We start from the raw sequence: 22566 nt of genomic DNA, 5'->3' as shown, positions 1-22566 counted from the left end.
TTCACGCCCCGTGGATGTCAATTGGGTGCACACCCCTGAAGTAATTTCAAATTCTTAATCCTCATTGCACATTAAACACAGGCCAAGGCATTAATTCAGTGGCACAACCAATGCTTGCGGGGATATGTCACAGAAGGTGGGGATATATGAGTGATCAGCATATAGAACCTGAATTAACAGTGGGCGAAATTATTAAACTTTATCTGTCCCATTGGCGCATGTTTGCTTTGTTTACCGCAGGACTATTTGCGGTAGCGGTTCTTGTTTATGTTGTTAAGATTCCTTTTGTCGCGTCTTCGACAATTGTTATTAACGATTCGCAGAACTCATCATTGCAGGCATTCTCAAACCAATTTTTCGGTTTGTCGAAGTCAGTTCAGGAATCTAAAAAAGGCAGCAGTTTGCTTTCCAAGCATATCGAGTATCTTAAAACCCGAGAGTTTTATGAGGCTCTTCTGCAGCGAATTCAAGTTCGTGGCAACAGCCCTCTTATTACCATGGAAGAGCGCAACGGCTACGATATTCTTAAAACCAATTATCTAGGTGATTTAGATAAGCCAGAAAAGCGTGTTCAAGTTCTGCAAAGACTGGACAGCTGGACGAAGATTAATATCGATTCGGACTTTGAGATACGCGTGTCTGCTGTGACACCCATTAAAGCCATGTCTTTATTCTTGTCTAATTCAGCGTCTGAATTAGCCGCAGAGATTCTAAAAAAACGTGAGATGAATGAAATCGCTCGTGTTGAAGACTTCATGGCTAAGCAAAAAGTCGATGCGGATCAAAAGCTTGTTCAACTCAGCAAACAACTTGCAGAGATGCAGAACAAAGAAGGTGCGCTTTTACCTTTAGCTTCTAAAGATAAAATGGGCGACTACATCTCAGATCTTTTGGTTCGTTCCAACGAAATCAAACTGAAGATGGCCGAAAATAATAAAATGATCGAATATCTTCAAAGAGGTCGTTCCAGCCAGCGTGAGTCTGCTCTTTACGGAGTTGGCGGTAAGATCGAAGCATTGCGCATTGAAAATAGCATTTTGCAAACGAAGTTAGGTCAGGTGCAATCCTCTATAGATCGTTTGAAAAGGGACGCTAAAGAGTTGCCGTTTGCCGCGCAAATGGTCGACGATCTTAAAAAGAAATCTGAGCTTGAATTTGCTCGTTACAAAGAGTTGACGACAAATCTTGCGAAGCTTGAGGCGCAAAAGCTATCTATCGACACTCGTTTTGAAGTCTTAGAACGCGCACGTTGGGAAAATACGTTGCCGCAGATTGGTCTCCTAAGTTTGGGTCTTTTGTCTTTGTTGTTAAGCCAATTCATCGGGTCTTTGGTGATTTATTTCAAATACCTTTGGAATCCGCATGTGGTTACGGCGCAGGCATCGCGCAACTTGGTTATCTTTGATAATCACTCTGCCGATCCACGCGTCATTATTGAGAACTCGAAAATTAAATTCAGTCTGAAAAAGCCTGAACCCAAACCTGAAGAAGCGGACAAACCGGAAGATCCACAAAAGATCTCTTGGAATGTCGTCAACGTTGGGCAGGGAACTGACGTTTCACAATAGGATGAGCGATGAAAAATTGGATTGTTACAACGCTTGCAATTGGTTTGACGGGGACTCTTGTAGGTTGCGGAAATAGTGTTAGCAGAAAAGTGCAACAAGCAGTCTCGGATAATCAAGAGGCGAAGTCTCATTTAGAGTGGGAACAATCCGAAGCGAATCCTGAAGCTCTTTTTGAAGAATGGCGTGAATCCAATGGTGGTAAGTCTCGTGATGGTTTGCCGAAAGAAATCTGCGAAAGTCTTTCGCAATTGGATTCACAATCTTTGACTCTTTTTGAAAATGAAATTCGTGATGAGCAGAACCAAGCTTTGCTTAAGGACTGCAAACAAGATCTTCTTGGAAATATCGAAAATTATTTTGCGGCAGAAAGACAGAAGATGTCTGTGAGCGTAAATGCTCTGGTTCCTGCGCGTACGACGAACAACTTCAAATTTCCTACGAATGTTCAGAAACGGGATACTTCCAATGGGTACTACGCAACATACGGCGATACGGCCCGTAAAGAAGTGATTCTGACTTTTGATGACGGACCTAACAACATCTACACGCCTTCCATCTTGCGTTCGTTAAATGAAGTGAATGCAAAGGCTATCTTCTTTGCTTTGGGTAAGAACTCTCGTTTGAATCCTGAAACTTTGAAGCTTGTAGCTTCTCAAGGCCATGGTATCGGTTCGCACACAGAAGCACATAGCTGTATTGGCAATAGCAATGCGTGCAGAAAGATGCACGGGCGTAACTTCACGTTCAGTGAAGCCGTTGAAGAGATTCGTAAAGGTCACCAGGCGATTTATGACGTTTTGGGATGGATTGATCCTTTCTTCCGTTTCCCTTATGCCGAGGGCTCTCCAGAGCTGAGAAACTTTTTAAAAGCCAGCTCGACAGCGGATTTTGCATGGGTTGTTGATAGCGAAGACTGGAAAGCTCAATCCAATGACTATGTTCTTCGCAACACCTTGAGCCAGGTAGAAGCGAAAGGCCGCGGCATTATTCTTTTCCATGACATCCAAAGGAAAACGGCTGAAATCATGCCGACATTCTTGCGCGAGCTTTACACTCGTGGGTACAGTGTTGTATTACTTCAGTCCGCTGACCCGTCAGCGAAATACAACAGCAAACTGGTTAGGAAAAGAACCCCTTAGTTTTCAAATGAAACGTCCTGATGTCGATCGCCCCTCAACTTGGAAATCCTATCGCACCGATATGTGCAAAGGCTGCTGGGGCGGCTGTTGCACTATGCCTGTGGAAATCAAAATCTCGGACCTCATTCGCTTAGGATTGACGACGGAAGATGAGGCCGCTGGCTCCATCAAAAAATTAGCGAAACGTTTAATGAAAGAAGGCTATATCACCTCGTACCGTCAAGGCACCGAGTTCTTTATGCTCTCACAAAAAGCCAATCGTGACTGTTGGTTTTTAGATTCAAAAACCCGTCTTTGTACCGTCTACGAAAAACGTCCCGATACCTGTCGTGGATTTCCCTCTATAGGGCCTCGTCCCGGTTTCTGTCCAGGTAGCACTTAGTCCTGTCTCATTTTGAGATTGCCTGATTCTTTGACAGGGGTGCGCGCTGCACGTCTCTGTCTCAGACTGATCTATGCCAAGTTCCCTATATGCGAGCCCAGGTGGCACAAGCACTGCTCTTACTACCAAGTAAGAACAGGAGGCTACAATGGGCTTCAAAGACAATAAACTAGAAACGGCGATTATCGGGTTGTCCATCGTGATGGTGGGAGCTCTAGGTTACGTTCTAAGAACCCCTGTTCAATCAGCGATTGCAGAGCTGGAAGTGATTTACGAAATGCCACGTCCTAAGACGTCATTTTTGGCAGCTCTTTTTGACTTGGGCGATCGCGAGATCTCTCGTAAATACGTAAATCCTTATGCAAAGAAAAAAGAAGACGCTAAAAAGACGGCCGACGCTAAAAATGCTGCAGTTCCAGTGAAACCGGTTGCGCAAAAGAAGGCTGAAGCTAAGAAAAAAGCGGACGAAGCTCCGAAAAAGACTGTTGACGTTCAAATCGTGGGTGCAGATGAACCGACAGGATTTGGCGACGACGGATTCATGAATTCAGGTACGGGCTCTGGGCAACAATTTGTGGATAACTCAGGAAACAACAATCCTAAGAATGAACAAACGGGTGCTGACAAAGAAACTTTAACGGGCGACCAGTGGCAAGCTCGTTTAAGAGCGCAACCTACCGCTGAAAACGTCGCTCAACTTGTCGCTGCATTCAGCCGTAGTGAAGTGAGCGAAAGTATCTTTTATTCTATCGTTGCAGATCTTTACAGTTCCAATAAAGCGGAAACGCAGGCGTTGGGTCTTGAGGCGGTTAAATCTCTTTATAACTCTAGAAGTTTTGCGGTCACAGCGAAGTATTATGAGCAAATGACTCCTGAACTGAAATCGAAAGCCGATAAATATCTTGCGGGTTATGCGGTTACAGCGCGCTTGGGTATTTTGAAATCTGTTTTGCAATCTAACGACTCTTCGGTAGTGGAAGCCGCGTTGCAGGTTGTTATTGAGGGCTATCAAAGTGCAAAGGGTGGCGTAACGCCAAACACGGATCCACGCAACTCGCGCGGGGATGTAACGACAAATGCGGTGGCAGGTTACTCTCAATTCGTACCTTTGTTTCAACAACTTGCACAAAGTTCGGATGCGACGATCGCTAATTTAGCGGCGACGGGCCTAGGGCAATTGCAAACTGCAGTCGCTTCTCTTTAAAACTGGACAGCATTCCATTTTCTGACAAGAATATCCCTAGAACTTTGAGTCCCAGGGATATTATGCGTTTAAGCCGTCTTATTTTCATTCTGACAATCTTCACCACTTGGTCGGCGAGTGCTGCTTATGATTTACCTAAAAACCTCAGTTCTGGAGACCGTGTTCGCGCACTTGAAATTCTGGGGTTTGGTTCGGCTTCAAAAATTTTGGATAATCCTTATCCACTCGGCGGTTACTCCGGTATCGAGGTTGGAATTGCGTCGGAGTATATTCCTACGGAGGATTTGGCGACTTTGGGGTCAGAAACTACGGACACGGGAGAGATCAACTACCTGACGCTGACGTTTGGAAAAGGTCTTTACTATAACGTCGACACGCATGTGTACTTCACTCCGGCTTTAGGTGATGGCATTCAAACGTTCGGTGGACAAGTGCGTTGGGGTTTTTATGAGGCCTCTTTTTTTCCTCTGACATTGACGGCGATGATTTCAGGCGGGGGCGCGAATTTTTCAAATTTGATTAACGTGAAAACTCTGGGGGCAGATCTGATTGCTTCCGTCGCAATGGATAACGTCGCAATCTATTTTGGTGGTGGCCGTGTTCGTGCGATTGGGACCTTTATCGGTGGCACCGATGGAATCACTGATGATCAGAATACCGTTGAAGAAGACATCGTCGAAAATCACACGGTGTTTGGTATCAATGTCGATATCGCGAAATTCTTTTTAGCTCTGCAAATCGATCGTTACGCGGATTCGGTTTATTCGGGAAAATTAGGTTATCGTTTCTAAAAGTTTTCTGTCAGTTCCGCAATTCTCCTTTCTGTTCAGTAAGCAATTCGATGTTCTTTACCTACAAGTCTGCAAGGTTGCTCTGTCTATCCACAAACTCCGTTCAATTTGATTGTCCCGAATAGTGATTTGGATGAAGCCTGTTTTTCTAGGGGCTTAATATGTTGGACTTTTCTATTCTGAATTCATCATTCTCTAATCCGACCTGGATCTCAATCGTGTATGCCTTTCTGTTGAGTTTCGTACTGGGCACGGTCTTGGCCGTGATCTACGTTAAAACCTTCCGTGGGCTGTCATATTCATTGAATTTCCTGCACGGCTTGGTTCTGCTGCCGATCGTGATTGCGATCGCTATGCAGGCTATTGGCGACAATGTCGCGCGTGGTATCGGAATGATCGGTGCATTGTCCCTGTTGCGTTTTAGAACGAATGTCAAAGATCCCCGCGATATGTTTTTCATCTTTGCCTCTTTGGCGGTGGGCTTAGCATCCGGAGTTCATGCTTATGGCATTGCTATTCTTGGAACCGGCTGCTTTGTTGTGGCTCTTTTGGTTCTGCAAGGTTCCTCTTTTGCGGCTGGACCACAGTTTGATGGTTTGCTGCGTTTTAATTTGTCACGAAATCCCGAACAGCAAAGACAGATTGAAAATGTGCTGGAAGGAAAGTGCCGTCACTTTGCCTTAGCAACCATTCGCGAGATGGGGCAAGGGGACCGCCTGGATTTTTCCTATCAAGTTCGGTTAAAACCTCAGACGACGTCGTCGCAACTTATCGAAGATCTTGGTAAGGTAGATTCAGTTCGCGGGTTGAATTTTATGAATCAAGAGTCTGTGATTGAGGTGTGATGATGAAAGCCGCACGCTCGTTTCTAAAGACTTTTATGGAAGATTTCGTGGGCTCGGACAATAAGTTCCTGGCCGCTATCTGGTGCGTGGCGGTGTTATTGATTTTAGGGTTCGGGTTCGTCTTGAATTCTGAGACCGTCAGTATTTTGGGAATCGCAGAGTCCCGCGAGTTTCAAGTCAATTTTGACACGGCTGTTGAGATCAAGCAGATCCACGTGATGCCCAGTCAGATCGTAAAAAAAGGGGATCTTCTTTTAGAACTGGGGCAGAAGGAGCTCGACAATCAGTTAAGAATTCTTCGATCCCGCCATGACCGATTGTTGGCTGAGCTTAAACTACGCCAAGAGATTTCTCATCTTACCAAGGACTATGCAAAGATGCCGGAAGGTGCGGACCCTTTGTTGGTTGATCTTAACGACACGAAAAAGGAAATGGATCTGATTGAAAATCGTCTGCGCAATCTTTTTGTTTTTGCGGAGGTCGATGGCGCTGTAGGCGCAGTCAATTTTAAGAATGGAGAGAAAGCGCCGGCATTTGCTCCACTTCTAACTTTAGTTCCTTTGAATCCCAGCTATATCAATGGCTACGTAAATGAAAATCTGCACGCGACGATCAATGTTGGACAATTGGTGGACGTGGTTTCTGGTAGTGGTCACAAAATTCAAGGACGCGTAGTAAGTGTTGGGACGCGTATCGTGCAAATTCCCGATCGCGTAATGCGCATTCAAAGTCTTCCGGCTTGGGGACGAGAAGTCGTTATCAAAATTCCCAATGCGAATGGCTTTTTGGTTGGGGAAAAGGTTTCAGTCAAAAAATCCTGGGGCATAACACTTTTTAGCACTGCGCAAGCCGAACAGGCAGATACCGGGATAGAAAGCTTTCAAAGCCTTGAAGAGATTTACTTTCCAACCCGTATCATCGATCAATTTCAACCAGAAATTTCTGGCCTTACCTATATCCCAGAAATCCGTCAATTCGCGATGATCTCGGACGATTACCCGGAAGACCACCCATGGATTTTGCTCATGAATGCTAAGGGTGAGGTTGCAGAGCAAATGCTTCCGGTGGAGGGCTTAGATAAAATGGAGGATATCGAGTCTATTTCTGCTGAAGGATCCGATATCTATCTATTAAGTTCGCTTTCCGCCACGAAAAAGGAAAACTTAAAAGACACACGTCAGCTTTTCGTGAAGGTCAAACGCCATGGGATTCGATTTCACTTAGATAAACAAGTGGATTTACGCGAGGCTCTTTTGCAAGCTTTGGCAGTATCAAAAGATCAGACCTTACAGGAAATTGCCAAACAAAGCCAAGGAACCAAACTGAATGACCTTGAAGTGGAAGGACACTTTGTAAAGGACGGGGATCTTTTTTTGGCGTTGAAGCGTCCTATGATCTTTGCCGGGGAAGGCTTGATTCTTAAAGTCTCAAACACAGAATCTCTGTTTGAGCTGGGTCGCATTTCAGAGAAGGATGTCAGCGTTGCGTGGCGCTTTCCATTGCGTCTGCCAAATAAGACAACCAGTTTATATCTTTCTGATATGATTCATACGAAGGATCACATCTACATCTCCACGTCGTGCGTAAGCGAAAAGTGCAGTGCGGTCTGGAAAATCAATCCGCAAAACTCCCACGTCGAACTTGTTCAAGAATTCAATGTAAAGAAACTAGAAGGAATTTCTCTAGGGCCTTCTGAGCATCAGATTTTTGGTGTTTTCGATAATAAAAAAGGTGGCAAGTTTATCACCATTCCTTTTGCGGCGGCTCAGGGGCAGCAATGACGTTCTTGATTCATTGGCTGTTAGTCTCTTCGGCGCTTGCTATTACGCCAGAACAGGTTCTTAAAACAGCCTGGAATGATAAGACCTATTTGTCATTCGAAGAGGTTCAAGCCACGGATTCTAAAAATCCTCTGCGCAGTGTGGACGGGTTTGTGTCGACCGAAGACGACGATGGCGACACCAAATCTAAGATCGGTCTTAAATTTCAGTTTAAGTCCTGGCCCGAGTGGAAAACCGGTCGGCCTAAGGGGACTGAACAAAAACTCTTGCGTAACTCCTCTTTGGGATGGGCGCTGAAAAACCGTTACAACACGTTGTTGCTGTATGAATTAAACCGGCAAAAAGCAGATAAGCTCACAGACGTGATCAGGCTGGCCGAAAGAAATGTCCAAGCTCAGACTCTGTCGCTGCGTGCGGGCAGAGCGACATCGAAGGCCTTTGTCTCTGCACGCAGTGAACTGATCAAACTCAAGCGGGCGCTCGCGTTATTGCAGCAGGAAAAGCAGATGTTAGAGACAAAAATTCAGGTGTGGGTGCCTTCTTGGAAAGAAGGAGCACTTGAGAATCTGAATTTAATTGGTGTCGAGGATGTGGAGCGAAGTCTGAAAGACACCGTCGTCAAAGGTGACTCCCTAACGAAAAAAATTGCTAATGAAGAGATTGAGCAAATCAGTCAGGAATTGACGATAGTCAAAGGCCGGGAGAAGCAATGGTTCAAAGGTTTAGACGTCAGTCAAAACCGAAAGAATGATGATATTTCTTACGAACTCGAGGTGACGGTTCAGTTGCCCTTTCTTTTTTCAGACGACTTAGCAAAGCAGAAACAAAATGAACTGATTTTAAAAAGGGCTTTAAAACAGAGAGACATCGAAGAAACCGGAAACCGCTTAGAGACACTGCGTGTTCAGGTTTTAAATCTGATCGAGATCTATAAAGACACTCAGAAACTTAGTAAGATACAGGCCGGCAGCTTGGACCCTTTGGCCAATATTGAACGCAAAATCGCTGAACAGCAGGAAGAGCTGGATTTGCTGAATCAGCAACAGGAAATATACAGTCTGTATCTGGAATACCTCTTAGAAGCGGAAGTTTTAAATAATTCACCGGAAAAGAACTATCTCGACAAATCTTTAAAGGCTCTTTTATGAGCATTCAGGTTTCGCCTCTAAACTTAGAAAGATATGAGCTAAAGTATCTCATCTCTCCCGAGTTGGTTGAACCTATATCCCGATTTGTCGAAGCTTATTGCTACATGGATCATTTTTCTGAGATTGCTGATGACAAGTATTATACGATCAATAGTTTGTATTTGGATTCTCCCTCTTATTTTATCTTACACTTCAAAGAGCGCGCAAACGCCTTTAGCTTCAATATGCGGATTCGCTCTTATGGTCAGGGGACGGCGCCACCTTATTTCTTTGAAGTGAAGTACAAAGTGCGTGAGTTCGTGAAAAAGAAGCGGGCCAAAGTTTCTATCCCGAACTGGGCGGAAATTTTAGAGTATGACACTATTCCTGAAAACGTCGACGAAAGTTCCCGAGGCAATCTTGAAGATTTTCTAAGGCAAAAGATCACTTACAATGTAGGGCCGGTGATTCTGACGCAGTATCGTCGAAAGGCCTATATTTCTCACGTCGATGATTATGCGCGAGTGACATTTGATCGTGATCTGCGGTTCCACGAAGCGAACACGTGGACGGTCACACCAAATGAAAAACTGCTGTGCCATTATGATCACCCGGATTCATTTGAAGAACCAGGAAAGTGTGTAGTTCTAGAACTTAAATGCGAAAAGAAGATCCCACTTTGGATGATTGATTTAATTAGACAGTTTGGATTAGTAGGTGGGTCGTTTTCTAAGTTTGGAAACTCGATGGCGACCCACTTGGGAATTCCTGACGTGGTTTCGTCAGGAATTCTTTATCGATAATTAAAGATCGCAGCGGTAGATAGGCTTCGTCGCACCGGGGATGTAAGTCTCTAGATCCACATCAAAGATCAGTTCTCCAGCCTGGCATTTCGAAAGCAAAATCTGTTTTGCTTTTGTCGCGTTTCCGACAAGGACGCCATAGTCACCAGAAGTAAAAAGCATCTCTTTCATAAAATAGTCTTTAGTGTATGCATCTTTAAGAGTGCGCTCAAAAGCCATGAAGCGGCGATAAGTGTTATAGCTCATGTGCTTAACCTTTTCTAGAGCACCTACGCGTCTCATCATATTTGTCTTAACGATGCCGCAGTCATTGTCTTTCAGAACCATTTCTTTAATTAATGCCGCTTGCTTACCAGCCATAAGATCTTTTTCCGCTTGTGGCACTTGCAGTTGGTTTCCAACCCATTTTGCCTCTGATTTCATGCGTTCAATTTTTTGAGTGGCCGGGTTTGCGGCGTACCAGTAGAACTTATAGTGAATATTACCGATACGGTCTTGCTGGTTCATCAAGGTATCTAAAAGCACGAGGTCTGAGACATCCTTCATCTGAGTCACTGTCTGTGCCACAGCCGCGAAGTCTTTGGTTCCTAGCATCTGTTCTACCGTTTGAGAGCCAGAGACCTTCAAGAATGGAGGCTGCTGAAGGAAACGTTCATAACGTGTTTCATAGACGCCTTTGCCGCTGACTTCGACGTATTGTTCTTCATTTTTGATGTTATCAGAAAGCGCTCCATAAATTTGGCTTAACGTACCGTCAATGACAGTGGGGTAGTTGGCCGGATTTTTGTGAACTTTCCCCATGGCGTTCCAAGAGTACTTAATATCGTCCGTGCTATTTTGGAAGTGCGCAATCGCTTTATCAGTTTGTCGAGAATGCACCTCGCGGTCCATGGAGCGAATCACGGCCACAGGGACTCGTCCCACATTTCCCAAGATTCTAGAGATGGGGTAGTAAGCAAGAATCGCGGGTGTGTATGAACAAGTCACCGATTGCTTAAACTTCGCCTCGGTTTTTACGTTCATTTTTTTTACATCGCAGTTAGAAGCATCGATAGCGGCTTTCGAATAAGTCGCATTAGGTTTCAATAAAAGAATGGCTGGATTGGTGGATGTGTATTTGGGACAAATTCCCATGTTTGTGTGAAAGTCATAGCTGCACAAATCGTTTTCTTTTTCCACGTCATCGCTGCGGTAAGAAGCTCCCGGCCATTTTTTGGGGACCACGCAGACTTCTGCCAGGCCTTGAGGCGAACGAAACTCTACGCGGCGTTCGCCTTGTAATTCAGAGAGATTAAGTGCGAACGAAGACGAAGCGCACGTACTGACACACAGAACGGAAATCCATTTCTTTATCATAGTTTTACTCTTTTCTGATGAAGGTGATGAGCCATTTATAAGATTGAAGTGAGGTGATCGCACCTTACAAAAAAGAGAATATTCTTATCTCCAGGCTTTTCGCCCTTACGAAGGGACAGGGGAAATTGGCGAGAGCCTCGTATTCTAAGAAAAGTGGGTCTAGTCTGATTGTGTGTTTCGACAAAACTTCAGCATGATCAAGACAATGAAAACAGGATATTTCAAAACCGCAATCATTTTATTCGCTGCCGTTACTCAACTTACAGGATGTATGGAAGCTGCGCTCATGAAAGGCGTGCAAGACGCCGCTTCAGGAAATGTGGGTCAAGAGGAGCCCAATCAAATACCTGACGATTCCAATTCATCTGGATCTACGCCTGATACAGGTGCAAACTCTTTTAGCATTCAAAGGGAAGCCAAGAAGTACAAGGATCGCTATGAACTTGCCGACACTTTTGCAAAACTCACGGATAACAGAGGTGATGGTGTCGATGAGCTTTGGGGCACTCGGAATTTTCGTGTTGTGCTTCACGGTGTGATGTACCGCGGGGGAGCTAATAACAAGTACCTCAGCACGCCGAGAAACAATGTAAACCCTTTGCCAACTGTCGGTCTGAATAATCTTTGTAAAGAGGATTTCGGAGCTTCCGTTTACCTCTATTCCGAAAATTTCGAATCCGCACCTCGAAGTGTGTCTTGTCAAAACACGTCTCACCAAAGCCACACCATGCAGTACAAACAGTACGCGGCGGCGGGAGAAAATGAAGCCATTCTACAAATGGTCTACAATCGTATTAAAGGTAAGTTGAATGGTCCCATCTATGCGCACTGCTGGAACGGATGGCATTCCTCTGGCTTGATTTCGGGAATGGCCTTGAAGCAGTTCTGTGGGTGGAGCAATGAAAAAGTGGACGCTTATTGGGTGAAAAACACGGATGGGAATTCTGCAGGATTCACAACGATTCGCAATCGCTTAAAGTCGTTCAAACCCTATGTGAAATTTTCGATCACCGCGGCTGAGCGCGCGGCGATTTGTCCTACGAACTAAAATAAAAAAGGGAATACAAATCTGTATTCCCTTTTTTATTTCTGAATTTCTTTGAATTACTTCTGAGCTTTTTCAATCAGTTTCGTGGTGGACTTGCCATCCACGAACTGCAAAGACATCACTTTTCCGCCATAAGACATAACAAACGGCGCGCCGACGATGGATTCAATGCTCCAATCGCCGCCTTTAACTAAAATATCGGGACGTACCTTGTGAATAAGGTTCTCTGGAGTTTCTTCGGTGAAAATCACCGTGAAATCCACAGCTCCTAATGCCGCTAAGATCTCGGCACGGTCATTTTCAATTTGTACGGGGCGAGTGGGGCCTTTAAGTTTTTTAACGCTCGCATCTGAATTCACACCTACAACCAAAACGTCACCCAAGGCTTTAGCTTCTTGAAGGTAACGAACATGGCCGACGTGCAAAAGGTCGAAGCATCCGTTTGTGAAGACGACTTTTTTTCCTTGAGAGCGAAGTGGAGCCAAGCTGTTTTCAATATCATCAAATTTACGAACTTGGCCCATAGAACTATGCCTTTTTATACAGACGAGCGCCTGTGATAGAACCCGCAAGGTCCTGTCCCAGAACAGTCGAAAGAAGTGGGAATACGATAAACCCAGTGACGATCACGAGGAAGGAACGAGCGACTACACGTAAAGAGTAAGAAGCTTTGTTCAACTCTGCAGGTTGACCTACGCGTTGATCAAAAGCCCATTCGCCTGGAGTGCAACCCATGAACAGACGATTTACTGTCAGGTAAGCAAAGCTCACCATTGCGAACAAAGACAATGTCGCAAGATAGATCATACCTTGAGAGTCTGGGTTCGTAAGGTTGCCAATCAAATCCACTTTCGTGATAACCAAAAGAATGATCATGCAAAGAAGGCTCGAAGCTACGACAAGCATGCCATCAAGCATGGCAGCTGAAAAACTCCAAGTCGCTTTTTTGTACTCTTCTTTAACAGCTGTTTGAGAGATTTTTTGTTTGCTGTTATCGAAATCCAAACGACGGTTTTTTTGAAGTGTCTTAAGAATTTCATCAACCGCGGCTGAACCGTCTCCGCCCACTTCTGTAGCACCTGGAGTCGGTTGAATTTGTGTGGAAGAGTTGCGGTTTTTGCGTGGAAGAGGAGGACGCAAAGGATCGACAGAGGATTCCTCGATCAATTCCAAGCCTTGATCCATCATACGGTTTTTAGAAAACGTTTCTGTCTGAGCTTCGTCTTTGGCTGCGCCTGTTGTTTTCTTTTTGTGAAAACCTAGACCGTCCGTGAGCGGCTTAAACTCAAATTCCTCGAAGGGATCCATTCCCTCTCCTTTCAACACATCAGATCAAAGTCATACTTTAGGACTGATACCAGAGCCATGCAAGCCGTTTCAACTCGCAAAACCTGGGGTCCCAAGGTGACTGGGCGAAGGCCTAGTTCCTGGAATTTTTCGACTTCATTGTGAGAGAAACCCCCTTCAGAACCCACGATAATCCAGATGGCTTTCACACCTTGAGGGTTTTGGGACTTCACCTGTTGAACATAATCCTTGATGCTAAGAGTCGACGGACCCTCATAAGCAAATAGACCCACATGTCCCGCGTCTCGGTTAATCAAACCTGAAACCTTCTCCAACGGAATTGCCGGTTGAACTTTCATGAGGTCGCCGCGGCCAGATTGTTGGGTGGCGGAGCGGACGATTTTATCCCAACGCTCCACTTTATTGTCAGAAAGTTTTTCGCCTGTTCGCAGGAAGCTGAATTCAGAAAAGAAAGGTTGAATGCTTTTAACACCCATTTCGACAGCTTTCTCCATGATCGCATCCATCACTGGAAAACGTGAAATAGAAAGTGCTAAATGAATGTGCGGTTCCTTTAATGGAGGAATCACGCGTTCTTCTAGAATTCTTGCGGTGGCATTTTTCTTCGAGACTTGAGTGACTTCAACGAAGTAGGCTTTACTGTCTTCGGTAAGAACCTCAAACTTTGAACCGACCTCTTGGCGACAGACATCGAAAATATGATGAAAGACATCGCCGGTGAAATTCACCTGATCTTGGAATAAATCTTTTTTCTCTATCCAATAACGTCTCATGCTTTTGACTGAGCCCAGTATCCAACCCACTCGTCTTTTTCTAAACGACGAAGAACGGTGAGGCCCGAGTTTTCCATGAACTTTTCAAAGAAGTGATTATCACGTTCTTCTAAAATTCCTGTCAGAAGAATATGACCACCTGGTTTTAGCACACGAAGAAGATCGGATTTGATGTTGATCAGAACTCCATCGATGATGTTCGCAACTACGACATCGTACTGCGAGCGCATGTCTTCGATCTGTGTTTCGGGGATGTCAATTTGTTCAAGCTTGTTCAACTTCACGTTTTCACGAGCCACTCGACGCGCTTCTGGATCAATTTCAATCCCAGTGACAAGGCCCATGCCGCTCATCTGCGCAAGCATTGCTAAAATTGCCGTGCCGGTTCCGACATCTAGAAGAGCCCACTCTTTCACGTCGTTCTTGTATTTTTCAGCGAGTTTGTGAATAAAGAAGGCCATCATTTGCGTGGTTGCATGAGTTCCGGTTCCAAACGCCATACCTGGATCAATGAAGATCGCGTGTTTGCATTCTTCAGGAGGTTGCAACCAGCTTGGAACAACCCAGAAATCACCGACAAGTTTGAAAGGTTTAAAACCTTTTTTCCACTCCTCAAGCCAGTCTTTGTTTTCTTCTTCGAAAATATTCCATTTGATGCCACCGTTGATTTCAAGAAGGCCATCAAAGAAATTTTGTGCCGGTTTTTCAGGGAAGAACACATCCACTTCGTGAGAACGGACGTGAAGAAGCTTAGGGTCGTAGGTAAGATCAGGCTGAATAAAAGCCAAAGCCTCTGTCACTCCAGAGGCTCCACATTCAAAACTATGTGTGGTGATGATGTCTTCCAGCTCTGCTGGAACTTGGCTTAGACGAACGCGGAAATAAGAATTGTCACTCATGAAGAGTGTTGTTACCAGAATCCGCCGTTTTTTCAAGGGTTTCCCCGGCGGTAGCCGAGGATGCCGCAGCCGCAGGGGCGGCAGGGGCTGAACTGCTATTAGTTGCGGCAGAAAGGATACTATCCGCTTTTAAATTGGCAGAAACTACAGGGTTCGCTCCCGCGGGGGAGGCCGGGGTAGGGGAAAGGGCTCCTGCCCCTGTGCTTAAACCAGCGGCTGAAGGGGCGACGGTGAGTGAAACCACCGTGGCCGTTGTTGCGGTCGTTTCGCTAGAGGCTTCGGCTACTTTGCGTTTTGGTTTGGGCTTAGAATTATCAATGAATGAGCCTTGAAGATCTATGCGGTCTCCGGTCATCATCCCTACTTGCTCAAGCATCGGAAGCTCATCGCGTGATAAAAGAGTGTACTCGCGCGCGACGGCGACTTTGTCGTAAACGGCGATGATTTTTAGCTGCCCAACGGGGACAGTGATTTCACCCACAGCATTGGCGCCACTGGCATCACGAATATTGAGTTTGCGAACAGCCGTCACCACCAGATTCTTTTTTAATCCTGAAGAAGGACCGGCGTTGATGTAGAAGTCTTTGTAGACAGTGTCATCTTCAGACATCGTGATATTGCGGCGAACATCCACGATGGTGATATCGGCGGCTTGAGATTTCATCGTGAAACCGGCAAGAAGCAGAATTAAAGTTATAAACTTCATAAGAAAACCCTTCCATGGTTTGTCTAAAAGCTTTATCGGCTGTCTTAAAATGAAACTTAAGGTCTGTTGCAGAAATGGCGACACCGACTCGACTTGAGTTTAGCGATCGCTCATAATTCTTTCTTACTCGAAATTGGCGCAAAGGGCGTAGCAGGTATGCGGACCGAGGGCGCTGTCGCCGTAAAACTGGCAGGACCAGGTACTCCCTGAAGAGGGGGCGGACTGAACAACACTGGTGGCCGCCCAAGAGGTTGAATAACCTCCTGACAGAAGTGTTTTTCCCGCGGGACACGTGGCGATGGCCATACAAGAGGCTGCAGCGCTATTACTGCAAGTCGCGGTGACGATCTGTGGACCCACCGAAAACTTAGTGGCTTTTACCGTGCCATTGACATCCAGTGGAGCTGTTGGAGAGTTCGTTCCGATACCAACATAACCGGCAAAGTACGATGGCACTGAAGGATCGTTCGTATAAATGGACCACTTGTTCGTCCCTTGCACTCCGTCAACGTACACTCCATAAGCATTCGTGATCGAGCCGCTGCCGCTGTTTCTAATGCGCGAGTGAAGTCCTATCGCTTGTGAAATAACTCCCGAAGCGTCATTGTTCACTTCACCCTGAACTGCCAGTGAGGATCCCACCGTCGCTGAAGATTTATTGTAAGTACCGGACCAGGAGCCCACGAGTTTAGCTAAAGCATTTGAGCCGTTGTGGTGAGTGTAGTTGATCTGCGCTAAAATACCGCCAGTGATAGCCGCCGACGTGCCGTCACTTTCAGCGCCGTTATACTGACCGACAAAAGTACTAGCGCTGGAACTAGTTGGTGCTGCCCACATGAAATTAAAAGAAGCAGCGATATTGCTGGCAGCCGTCGCATTGGAGGTTTTATTTACCTGAAGTCTGTAGCCGGGGGAGGCTGTGCCAATGCCAATATCTCCGTTACTCGTGATAGTCATTCGTGACGAATTGTTGGTCTCGAAATTCAGCGCTTGCCCGTCGTTGGTGCCGACGTTCAAAGTGGCGCCCGTGCTGTTGCCTCCATCTATGATATTTCCGCTAGAAGCGGGGAGAAGTGAAGCCGGAATCCTTCCGGTACCATCAAGCTCTACAAGATTTCCAGAAGAGGTCCCGAAGTTTTTTGTAGCCGCTGTTCCAAGCCCGGTTACTTGAGTGCTCGCGATCGCAATCGTGGTACAAGCAAATGAGTCTGTGATTGAATTCCAAGTCAGAGTTTTATCAGCAGTTGAGCACGATGCCGGAACTTGCGCTGTGCCCGTAACCGTCGATCGCAATTGCCCCATGCCGAAATATTGAGGAGCCCACGCTGATCCGTTGTGAACTAAAACTTGTCCACTGACCGGTGTGGTTGCAGAAACATCGACACCGCGGATTTTATCGTCAGTGTTAGTATCCGTGTCATCTGCAGGCGCCCAATTTGTTCCGTTGTATTTAAGAATTTTTCCAGAAGCCAGGCCCGTCATATTAACGGCGATGCCTTTGATTTTATCAACGCTTGTCGCACTTTGAGTTCCCGAGACATCGCCGCTTAAATTTCCAGTAAAGCCCGCGGAACTACCGGAAATATTTCCGCTGACGTCATTTCCATTCACAACGGGAACTGTGCATTGAAATGTGCCAGCGGGCGCAATATGTCGAAGATATTCGCCAGCGCCACAAAGAGGCACACTGGATTTTAGAATAAAGTCAGCGACTGTATTTGAACCAAGTTTTTGCGCGGACTCAGCGTACTGCGCATGGCCTGCAAAAGGAACACTGCGGATTTCGCTGTCGGGACTGATGAGCTTCCAACCTGTGCCATCATAGAATTGGACTCTTAAAAGCCTTTTGTCATCGGCGATAGGAGTGTAGGTTCCTCCACCTTCACAATTCAAAGCCGCTGCATTATTGAAGGCATCTAAGAGCTTAAATCCTGGATCGACGGGATAATTTTTTGTGCCTGTTCCGATAGGCACGTCAAAGACTCCGGAAGAATTGCGCATATCAATGGACGAAGATATTTCTTTATAAAGAACGCAAGAGCCTGAGGGATTCGTGATGGAAAATTCAAAGCGAACGCCATTAACTTCCAGCGGAAGTCCGTCGGAATTTTTGATTCTTCCCTGATAAGTTAGAGAACCTGGAACTGCGTGAGTCGTTGCAGCCCCTAATAGAGACATGAAAAGAACCAGAACGCTCAAGATTTTCATATAAAGACTTATCGGCTTATTGTGAGGGATTTTGTATGTTACAAGAACGCAAGAGCGCTAACAGTAAGGAACTACTATGTTAATAAATAAAAAATCTCCTCTTGATACAGAGGAGATTTGTCGCCAACTTACAGTAAAGATAATAAATTAATTAGAAACGATCGCCCCTTGAACGGAGCTATAAACCTTGTAAGAGTTGTCTGAAGTGGTTTGTTCGATTCCTGACATGTAGTTACCGACTGTGCTTTGCACGTGATAAGTGACACCGCCACCAGACGCAGTTCCCGTCTGTGTAGAACCAGAAACCAAGCCCGTTGTTTTTGCAGGATCTTGAAACTTAATGGTCGGAACTTCCTTCGCCAATTGCTCTAAGGAGGCTTCCATCGAACAACCCGTAGCCAATACTACTAGCGAGAGCAGAATTAGTTTTTTCACGTACAACCTCCGACTTCATACTTATCGGTTGAATTTGATGTTTTCCTAAGCACTTACTGTGAAGAAGCCGGAGCACGTGTCTCACCTTGAGACTTCAAATGCTTCACAAGCTCTTCGTTCTGTCTTTTCAATTCTTCATTTTGCTTTTGCAATAAAACCATCTGGTTTTCTAGGCGCTGCAGACGATCTTCATGATTGTTGAACCAGGATTTCACTTTGTTCTCGAACGAGGAGAGCTTTTGTGAAAGCTCTTTAATCGAGTTGATAATCATGTATGTGAATGCAGAAGGATCTACTTTATAAATTTCCGATTCTTCTTTGTCCGTCTTATTGATTTTCGCTTTTTCTTTTTGAATCATATAAGGAGCAATCGGAGCTAGTTCCTGTGCAAGGACCCCGATATAGTGTTTACCGTCGTCGACAGTCCCACCTTTGCCGTTGTAGCGGAAGCTAACCGGATGAACTTTAAGAAGATCTTCGAGCCCCGGATTGAAATCTTTGATATCTGTTTTAAGACGAGCGTCGGAAGTAGCAGCCCAAGATCCACCGCCAGGTTTGTAAGCCGTTCCGTCAGCAGCGAAGATAATTCGCGCACTTTGAGCGCCGCCTGATTTTGTGTTGAAATAGATTTGGCCGCCTTCAAGCTCATTCGTAATCGAAAGGTCAACCGTGGCGCTTGCGCCGTAACCGATCCATGCGGAGCGTGTATTCGGCGATGCTGTGCGCGCAAACAACTGTAAATAAACGTGATCGATATTTCCTGGTTTCAACGTAAGAAGTCCAGCGCCACCAGTTCCTTCACCCATCGTGACTCCGCCAGCCGCATTCACGGACAATAACGGCGTGCCTGAGCCCAGATTCCCGTTATAGAGACGCAGTGATCGCGCTCCATTCGTGTATTCGTTCGCCCAATGAAAGTTGTGAGTGGCCGTGGCATCACTTCCCATCTGAAAGGAAGAGTAGGCGAAAGCACCAGTTCCTGTGCTTCCGATATGAAGGTTGCCCAGAGGGGCTGTCGTGTTGATACCCAATTTTCCAGCAAAGTAATTGTTTGCTCCAGCATCAGCCTGATAAAGGCCGTATTTGGATGTGCCTGCGATGCCATCAATGTAGACGCCATACCCAGTGTTGAGCGTTCCACCGCCAGTGTTTGTTACCGTAAAATATCCAGCTCTTGCGGCAGAGATTGAACCAGTTGAAGTATTTAAAACAGCTCCATAAACACCCGTTGCTGTACCGAATGTTGCTGCAGATCTGTTGTAAACATCTGCTGTCATACCGATGGCGCTATTGATAGAGCCTGTTTGGCTTGTTCCGGTTTCAACACGGTTCACAGCCGCGTAAAGTGAACCTGTATAATTGAAGGCATTGTTTGGAGTAATGGATGACCATGAGCCGTGCAGATTTCCTGCAACATCGGCCGTGGGCGCAGGAAGCATATTAAAGCGAGCAACGACGGTAGGATTTGTACTTGCACTTGTGACCTCTAGTTGAGAGGACGGTGTGGTATCACCGATACCAACCCAACCATTGGCTTTAACCGTCATCCAGCGTTTTTGTCCCATCATATCCGTGAAGTGAAGATCCGCTGCGGAACCCGAGGTGAAGTTTGCACCGGATTCGATGTAGTTTACACCACCTTCTGAAAGTATGCGGAGGGCCGCAGGGGTCGTGGCGTTATTGTCTTGTAAGCGAATGTCTGCACCCGCGGCGTCAGTGATGTGCAAATTTCCTGCGGGAGCAGATTCTTTGATACCGACATTTCCACCCGATAGAATTGTTACTCGAGCGGTGTTGTTAGTTTCTAGTACAAGTGAATTGGCATCGTTCGTTCCCAATGTTGCTGTACCCGCAAAAGAGTTGCCTCCATTTACAAACACAGAGCCATTCGCAAACGATGTACATGTCATCATTCCCGTACCATCGAATGTTAAAAGCTGTCCGACCGCACAGTTAAATGCCGTGACAGCAGATCCAGTTCCATTCGATGCAAGAAGTCTGTTTGCAGTCAGTGAGGTAACTCCCGTACCGCCTTTGGAAACGGGAACTGCCGTTGGAAAATTGGCTGGGTCGGCACTGATAGTACCACTAGTGACCGCAATACCCGCGCCTACTTGCACGGCACCTTTTGCACTCGTTGTTGCATCACTAATAGAAATAACAGGCGTTGAAGTTCCCGTTGCGACGGCGATGGGAGCTGTTCCTGAAACGCTGGTCACAGTTCCATTAGTAGGTGTCACCCATTGTAAGCCTGATGCTTGTGCCGAGTTTGCAGAAAGAACTTGTCCATTGGTGCCCGCGGGCAGACGAATGTCATTTGCGCCATCGTTAACAACAAGATCACCCTTGGTTGTCAGAGGAGAAAGAACGTTAAAAGCGGCTGTTGCTGAAGTTTGTCCCGTACCGCCGTTAGCAATAGGGAGGGTGCCTGTAACTTCAGTTGCAAGATTGATGGCGGCCCCATTTGTTGCCGAAGTTAAACGGCCTTGGGCATCGACAGTGATATTTGCGCGAGTATAAGAACCCGCGGTCACTGCCGTGTTTGCAAGCGAAATAGTTCCGGTGGAAGTAATCGGACCACCACTCAGGCCAGTACCTGTGGCGATATTGGTGACGGTTCCGCCACTTGATGTATCCGTATCGTTCGCACATTCCCAGCGTAAATTTGCTGTCACCCATTTCAAAGTTTGACCGTCGGTACAGGCGACATTGTTAGGACGATAAGTCAGATATTTTGAAGCGGCGCTATTAATGTCACCATAATCAAGAGTGACGGCTCCAGTTTTTGTTGCCACAGAAGTGACGGGGAATGCGATAGCTGTATTGCTCGCAGCAGTTAAGCGTCCTTGAGCATCCACAGTGAAAGTTCCCACTTGGGTCATCGAGCCATAAGATCCAGCAGTCACAGCCGTATTCGCTAACGAAATAGTTCCAGTCGCAGTAATGGGTCCACCACTAAGACCTGTTCCCGTTGCAATATTAGTAACTGTGCCCCCGGCATTGCTATCGTTAGCCGGAGCCCACTTAGTTCCATCATATTTTAAGACTTGCCCGGAAGTTAAGCCGGTCGTATCGATATCGACACCTTTGATTTTATTAACCGAAACGGCGCCGATTGTTCCGCTAACGTCTCCGGCAACAGAAACATTGATCGCCTGACATTGAAAAGAACTAGATACTGAATTCCAATAAGGAGTTTGGTGAGCCGCACAGTTCGCGCTGCCCACTGCCGTATTAAATGAAGCATTCGTTTTGTAAGTCGCGAGTGTGGCGCTTAAGTTTGTAACATCTGAAATAGCGATGGCGGATCCTATCCACTGTGATCCATCAAACTTAAAAAACTGATTCGCTGAAGGCGCGGCATTGGCGATCGTCACATTCTGAATTTTGGCAACGGAGGGATTTGGATAGGTTCCGCTAAGATCTCCACTGGCAGCTCCGGTTGGAGCACGTGCATCACTCAAGCGTGAATCATTTCCCGCAGCCACGGTGCCTGCACCAGTGCCGACATTCAAAGTCAATTGCGGTGTAGAAGTCCCACTAGTAACCGTGATGTAAGCGTTGGCAGAAGTCACGTTTGTGACGGTACCGCCACTGGCTCCTGATACTGGCGCACATCCCAGAGCAGTTCCATCCCAGCTTAAGAATTCTCCGGCAGAACAGGCGGGTAATCCTGTTTTTACGAAGAAATCATTTTCAGTTTTAGTGCCCAATCTTTCAGACGAGTGAGCATAAGCTGAAAAAGGAACCGTGCGAATTTCATTCGAGGGAGAAATGACTTTCCAACCGCTGCCATCATGAAACTGCACCTTAAGAAGGCGAATGTCTCCGGATAAAGCCGAGTAAGTTGCGCCACCAACGCAGTCATGTGTCTTGGCGTTATTGAAAGCGTCTAAGAGGGAATAAAACGGATCGGCTGGAAATAGTTTTGTGCCCGAACCGATGGGCACGTCAAAGACGCCTTTAGAATTCACCATATTGATGCCGTCTTTTTGTTCGCGATAAATAACGCAAGTGCCATTAGGGTTGGTGACTTCAAAAATAAAACTGACAGAGTTGTGCTCTAAGGCCTGACCGTCGGCTTTTAAGATACGTCCTTGATAGGTGAATAGTGCCGGCGCCGCATGGACTGCAGATATGGCGAAAAAAACGAGAAATAGAATAAGCGACGTACCGGTTCTCATACTTATCTT

The 22566-nt window shown here is 46.1% G+C and carries 19 protein-coding genes; 10 read left to right on the top strand and 9 right to left on the bottom strand.

Annotation, left to right across the window (positions count from 1 at the left end; all coding sequences use genetic code 11):
• Positions 1-146: 146 nt before the first annotated feature.
• From ACLWBD_RS14595 to ACLWBD_RS14555, 9 genes are all read left to right on the top strand, one after another.
• Positions 147-1568 carry a hypothetical protein gene (locus tag ACLWBD_RS14595; RefSeq protein ID WP_413568728.1) on the top strand — a complete coding sequence of 474 codons (1422 nt, stop codon included), beginning with the start codon at positions 147-149 and terminating at the stop codon, positions 1566-1568.
• Positions 1569-1576: 8 nt separating this feature from the next.
• Entirely contained in the window at positions 1577-2707 is a 1131-nt protein-coding gene (locus ACLWBD_RS14590; RefSeq protein ID WP_413568726.1) for a polysaccharide deacetylase family protein, read from the top strand.
• A 7-nt stretch (positions 2708-2714) separates the two neighbouring features.
• The gene (locus ACLWBD_RS14585; RefSeq protein WP_063205091.1) at positions 2715-3089 is read left to right on the top strand and encodes a YkgJ family cysteine cluster protein; all 375 of its coding nucleotides are present in this window, start codon (positions 2715-2717) and stop codon (positions 3087-3089) included.
• A 148-nt stretch (positions 3090-3237) separates the two neighbouring features.
• Entirely contained in the window at positions 3238-4293 is a 1056-nt protein-coding gene (locus tag ACLWBD_RS14580) for a hypothetical protein (protein WP_413568724.1), read from the top strand.
• A 62-nt stretch (positions 4294-4355) separates the two neighbouring features.
• Complete coding sequence (locus ACLWBD_RS14575) at positions 4356-5084, top strand: hypothetical protein (protein ID WP_413568722.1); 729 nt, start codon at positions 4356-4358, stop codon at positions 5082-5084.
• Positions 5085-5245: 161 nt separating this feature from the next.
• Entirely contained in the window at positions 5246-5929 is a 684-nt protein-coding gene (locus tag ACLWBD_RS14570; RefSeq protein ID WP_413568720.1) for a DUF4956 domain-containing protein, read from the top strand.
• Positions 5929-7710 (top strand): HlyD family efflux transporter periplasmic adaptor subunit, encoded by a 1782-nt coding sequence (locus tag ACLWBD_RS14565; protein ID WP_413568719.1) that lies wholly within the window; start codon positions 5929-5931, stop codon positions 7708-7710. Before ACLWBD_RS14570 ends, ACLWBD_RS14565 begins: the two co-directional genes overlap by 1 nt.
• A complete protein-coding gene (locus ACLWBD_RS14560) occupies positions 7707-8858 on the top strand; it encodes a hypothetical protein (protein WP_413568717.1) in 1152 nt (383 codons plus the stop codon). The genes ACLWBD_RS14565 and ACLWBD_RS14560 overlap by 4 nt, the downstream gene beginning before the upstream one ends.
• Positions 8855-9640, top strand: coding sequence for a VTC domain-containing protein (locus ACLWBD_RS14555; protein WP_413568716.1), 786 nt, complete (start codon positions 8855-8857; stop codon positions 9638-9640). Before ACLWBD_RS14560 ends, ACLWBD_RS14555 begins: the two co-directional genes overlap by 4 nt.
• Here the strand turns inward: ACLWBD_RS14555 and ACLWBD_RS14550 are convergent, their stop codons facing one another.
• The gene (locus ACLWBD_RS14550) at positions 9641-10996 is read right to left on the bottom strand and encodes a hypothetical protein (protein WP_413568714.1); all 1356 of its coding nucleotides are present in this window, start codon (positions 10994-10996) and stop codon (positions 9641-9643) included.
• Between the two features lie 193 nt (positions 10997-11189).
• On the opposite strand from ACLWBD_RS14550, the gene ACLWBD_RS14545 reads away from it, so the two are divergent.
• The gene (locus ACLWBD_RS14545; RefSeq protein ID WP_413568712.1) at positions 11190-12044 is read left to right on the top strand and encodes a hypothetical protein; all 855 of its coding nucleotides are present in this window, start codon (positions 11190-11192) and stop codon (positions 12042-12044) included.
• Positions 12045-12100: 56 nt separating this feature from the next.
• On the opposite strand, the gene rfaE2 is transcribed toward ACLWBD_RS14545, so the two are convergent.
• From rfaE2 to ACLWBD_RS14505, 8 genes are all read right to left on the bottom strand, one after another.
• On the bottom strand, positions 12101-12568 hold the full coding sequence (rfaE2, locus tag ACLWBD_RS14540) for a D-glycero-beta-D-manno-heptose 1-phosphate adenylyltransferase (protein ID WP_373998208.1): 468 nt from the start codon (positions 12566-12568) through the stop codon (positions 12101-12103).
• A gap of 4 nt (positions 12569-12572) precedes the next feature.
• Entirely contained in the window at positions 12573-13352 is a 780-nt protein-coding gene (locus ACLWBD_RS14535; protein WP_063205082.1) for an RDD family protein, read from the bottom strand.
• 11 nt (positions 13353-13363) lie between these two features.
• Positions 13364-14125, bottom strand: a complete 762-nt coding sequence (locus tag ACLWBD_RS14530; protein ID WP_413568710.1) for an RsmE family RNA methyltransferase — start codon at positions 14123-14125, stop codon at positions 13364-13366.
• On the bottom strand, positions 14122-15024 hold the full coding sequence (locus ACLWBD_RS14525; RefSeq protein WP_063244301.1) for a 50S ribosomal protein L11 methyltransferase: 903 nt from the start codon (positions 15022-15024) through the stop codon (positions 14122-14124). Before ACLWBD_RS14525 ends, ACLWBD_RS14530 begins: the two co-directional genes overlap by 4 nt.
• Positions 15017-15730: a hypothetical protein gene (locus tag ACLWBD_RS14520; protein ID WP_063205079.1), complete on the bottom strand. Its 714-nt coding sequence runs from the start codon at positions 15728-15730 to the stop codon at positions 15017-15019. Before ACLWBD_RS14520 ends, ACLWBD_RS14525 begins: the two co-directional genes overlap by 8 nt.
• A 123-nt stretch (positions 15731-15853) precedes the next feature.
• Positions 15854-17938: a hypothetical protein gene (locus tag ACLWBD_RS14515; protein WP_413568709.1), complete on the bottom strand. Its 2085-nt coding sequence runs from the start codon at positions 17936-17938 to the stop codon at positions 15854-15856.
• Between the two features lie 147 nt (positions 17939-18085).
• On the bottom strand, positions 18086-18373 hold the full coding sequence (locus ACLWBD_RS14510; protein WP_253696414.1) for a hypothetical protein: 288 nt from the start codon (positions 18371-18373) through the stop codon (positions 18086-18088).
• A 53-nt stretch (positions 18374-18426) separates the two neighbouring features.
• On the bottom strand, positions 18427-22557 hold the full coding sequence (locus ACLWBD_RS14505) for a tail fiber domain-containing protein (protein ID WP_413568707.1): 4131 nt from the start codon (positions 22555-22557) through the stop codon (positions 18427-18429).
• Between the last annotated feature and the right edge of the window lie 9 nt (positions 22558-22566).

It is taken from the genome of Bdellovibrio sp. HCB117 (assembly GCF_047305915.1).
Classification (GTDB): domain Bacteria; phylum Bdellovibrionota; class Bdellovibrionia; order Bdellovibrionales; family Bdellovibrionaceae; genus Bdellovibrio; species Bdellovibrio bacteriovorus_B.
Note: the sequence above shows the minus strand (reverse complement) of the source record. Positions and strands in the feature narration are given on the sequence as shown.

Coding starts and splice junctions, on each gene's coding strand:
- ACLWBD_RS14555 (WP_413568716.1), top strand. CDS start 8,855: ATGAGCATTCAGGTTTCGCCTCTAAACTTAGAAAGATATGAGCTAAAG.
- ACLWBD_RS14590 (WP_413568726.1), top strand. CDS start 1,577: ATGAAAAATTGGATTGTTACAACGCTTGCAATTGGTTTGACGGGGACT.
- ACLWBD_RS14565 (WP_413568719.1), top strand. CDS start 5,929: ATGATGAAAGCCGCACGCTCGTTTCTAAAGACTTTTATGGAAGATTTC.
- ACLWBD_RS14595 (WP_413568728.1), top strand. CDS start 147: ATGAGTGATCAGCATATAGAACCTGAATTAACAGTGGGCGAAATTATT.
- ACLWBD_RS14530 (WP_413568710.1), bottom strand. CDS start 14,125: ATGAGACGTTATTGGATAGAGAAAAAAGATTTATTCCAAGATCAGGTG.
- rfaE2 (WP_373998208.1), bottom strand. CDS start 12,568: ATGGGCCAAGTTCGTAAATTTGATGATATTGAAAACAGCTTGGCTCCA.
- ACLWBD_RS14505 (WP_413568707.1), bottom strand. CDS start 22,557: ATGAGAACCGGTACGTCGCTTATTCTATTTCTCGTTTTTTTCGCCATA.
- ACLWBD_RS14545 (WP_413568712.1), top strand. CDS start 11,190: ATGATCAAGACAATGAAAACAGGATATTTCAAAACCGCAATCATTTTA.
- ACLWBD_RS14580 (WP_413568724.1), top strand. CDS start 3,238: ATGGGCTTCAAAGACAATAAACTAGAAACGGCGATTATCGGGTTGTCC.
- ACLWBD_RS14520 (WP_063205079.1), bottom strand. CDS start 15,730: ATGAAGTTTATAACTTTAATTCTGCTTCTTGCCGGTTTCACGATGAAA.
- ACLWBD_RS14570 (WP_413568720.1), top strand. CDS start 5,246: ATGTTGGACTTTTCTATTCTGAATTCATCATTCTCTAATCCGACCTGG.
- ACLWBD_RS14560 (WP_413568717.1), top strand. CDS start 7,707: ATGACGTTCTTGATTCATTGGCTGTTAGTCTCTTCGGCGCTTGCTATT.
- ACLWBD_RS14550 (WP_413568714.1), bottom strand. CDS start 10,996: ATGATAAAGAAATGGATTTCCGTTCTGTGTGTCAGTACGTGCGCTTCG.
- ACLWBD_RS14515 (WP_413568709.1), bottom strand. CDS start 17,938: ATGAAAATCTTGAGCGTTCTGGTTCTTTTCATGTCTCTATTAGGGGCT.
- ACLWBD_RS14575 (WP_413568722.1), top strand. CDS start 4,356: ATGCGTTTAAGCCGTCTTATTTTCATTCTGACAATCTTCACCACTTGG.
- ACLWBD_RS14535 (WP_063205082.1), bottom strand. CDS start 13,352: ATGGATCCCTTCGAGGAATTTGAGTTTAAGCCGCTCACGGACGGTCTA.
- ACLWBD_RS14585 (WP_063205091.1), top strand. CDS start 2,715: ATGAAACGTCCTGATGTCGATCGCCCCTCAACTTGGAAATCCTATCGC.
- ACLWBD_RS14525 (WP_063244301.1), bottom strand. CDS start 15,024: ATGAGTGACAATTCTTATTTCCGCGTTCGTCTAAGCCAAGTTCCAGCA.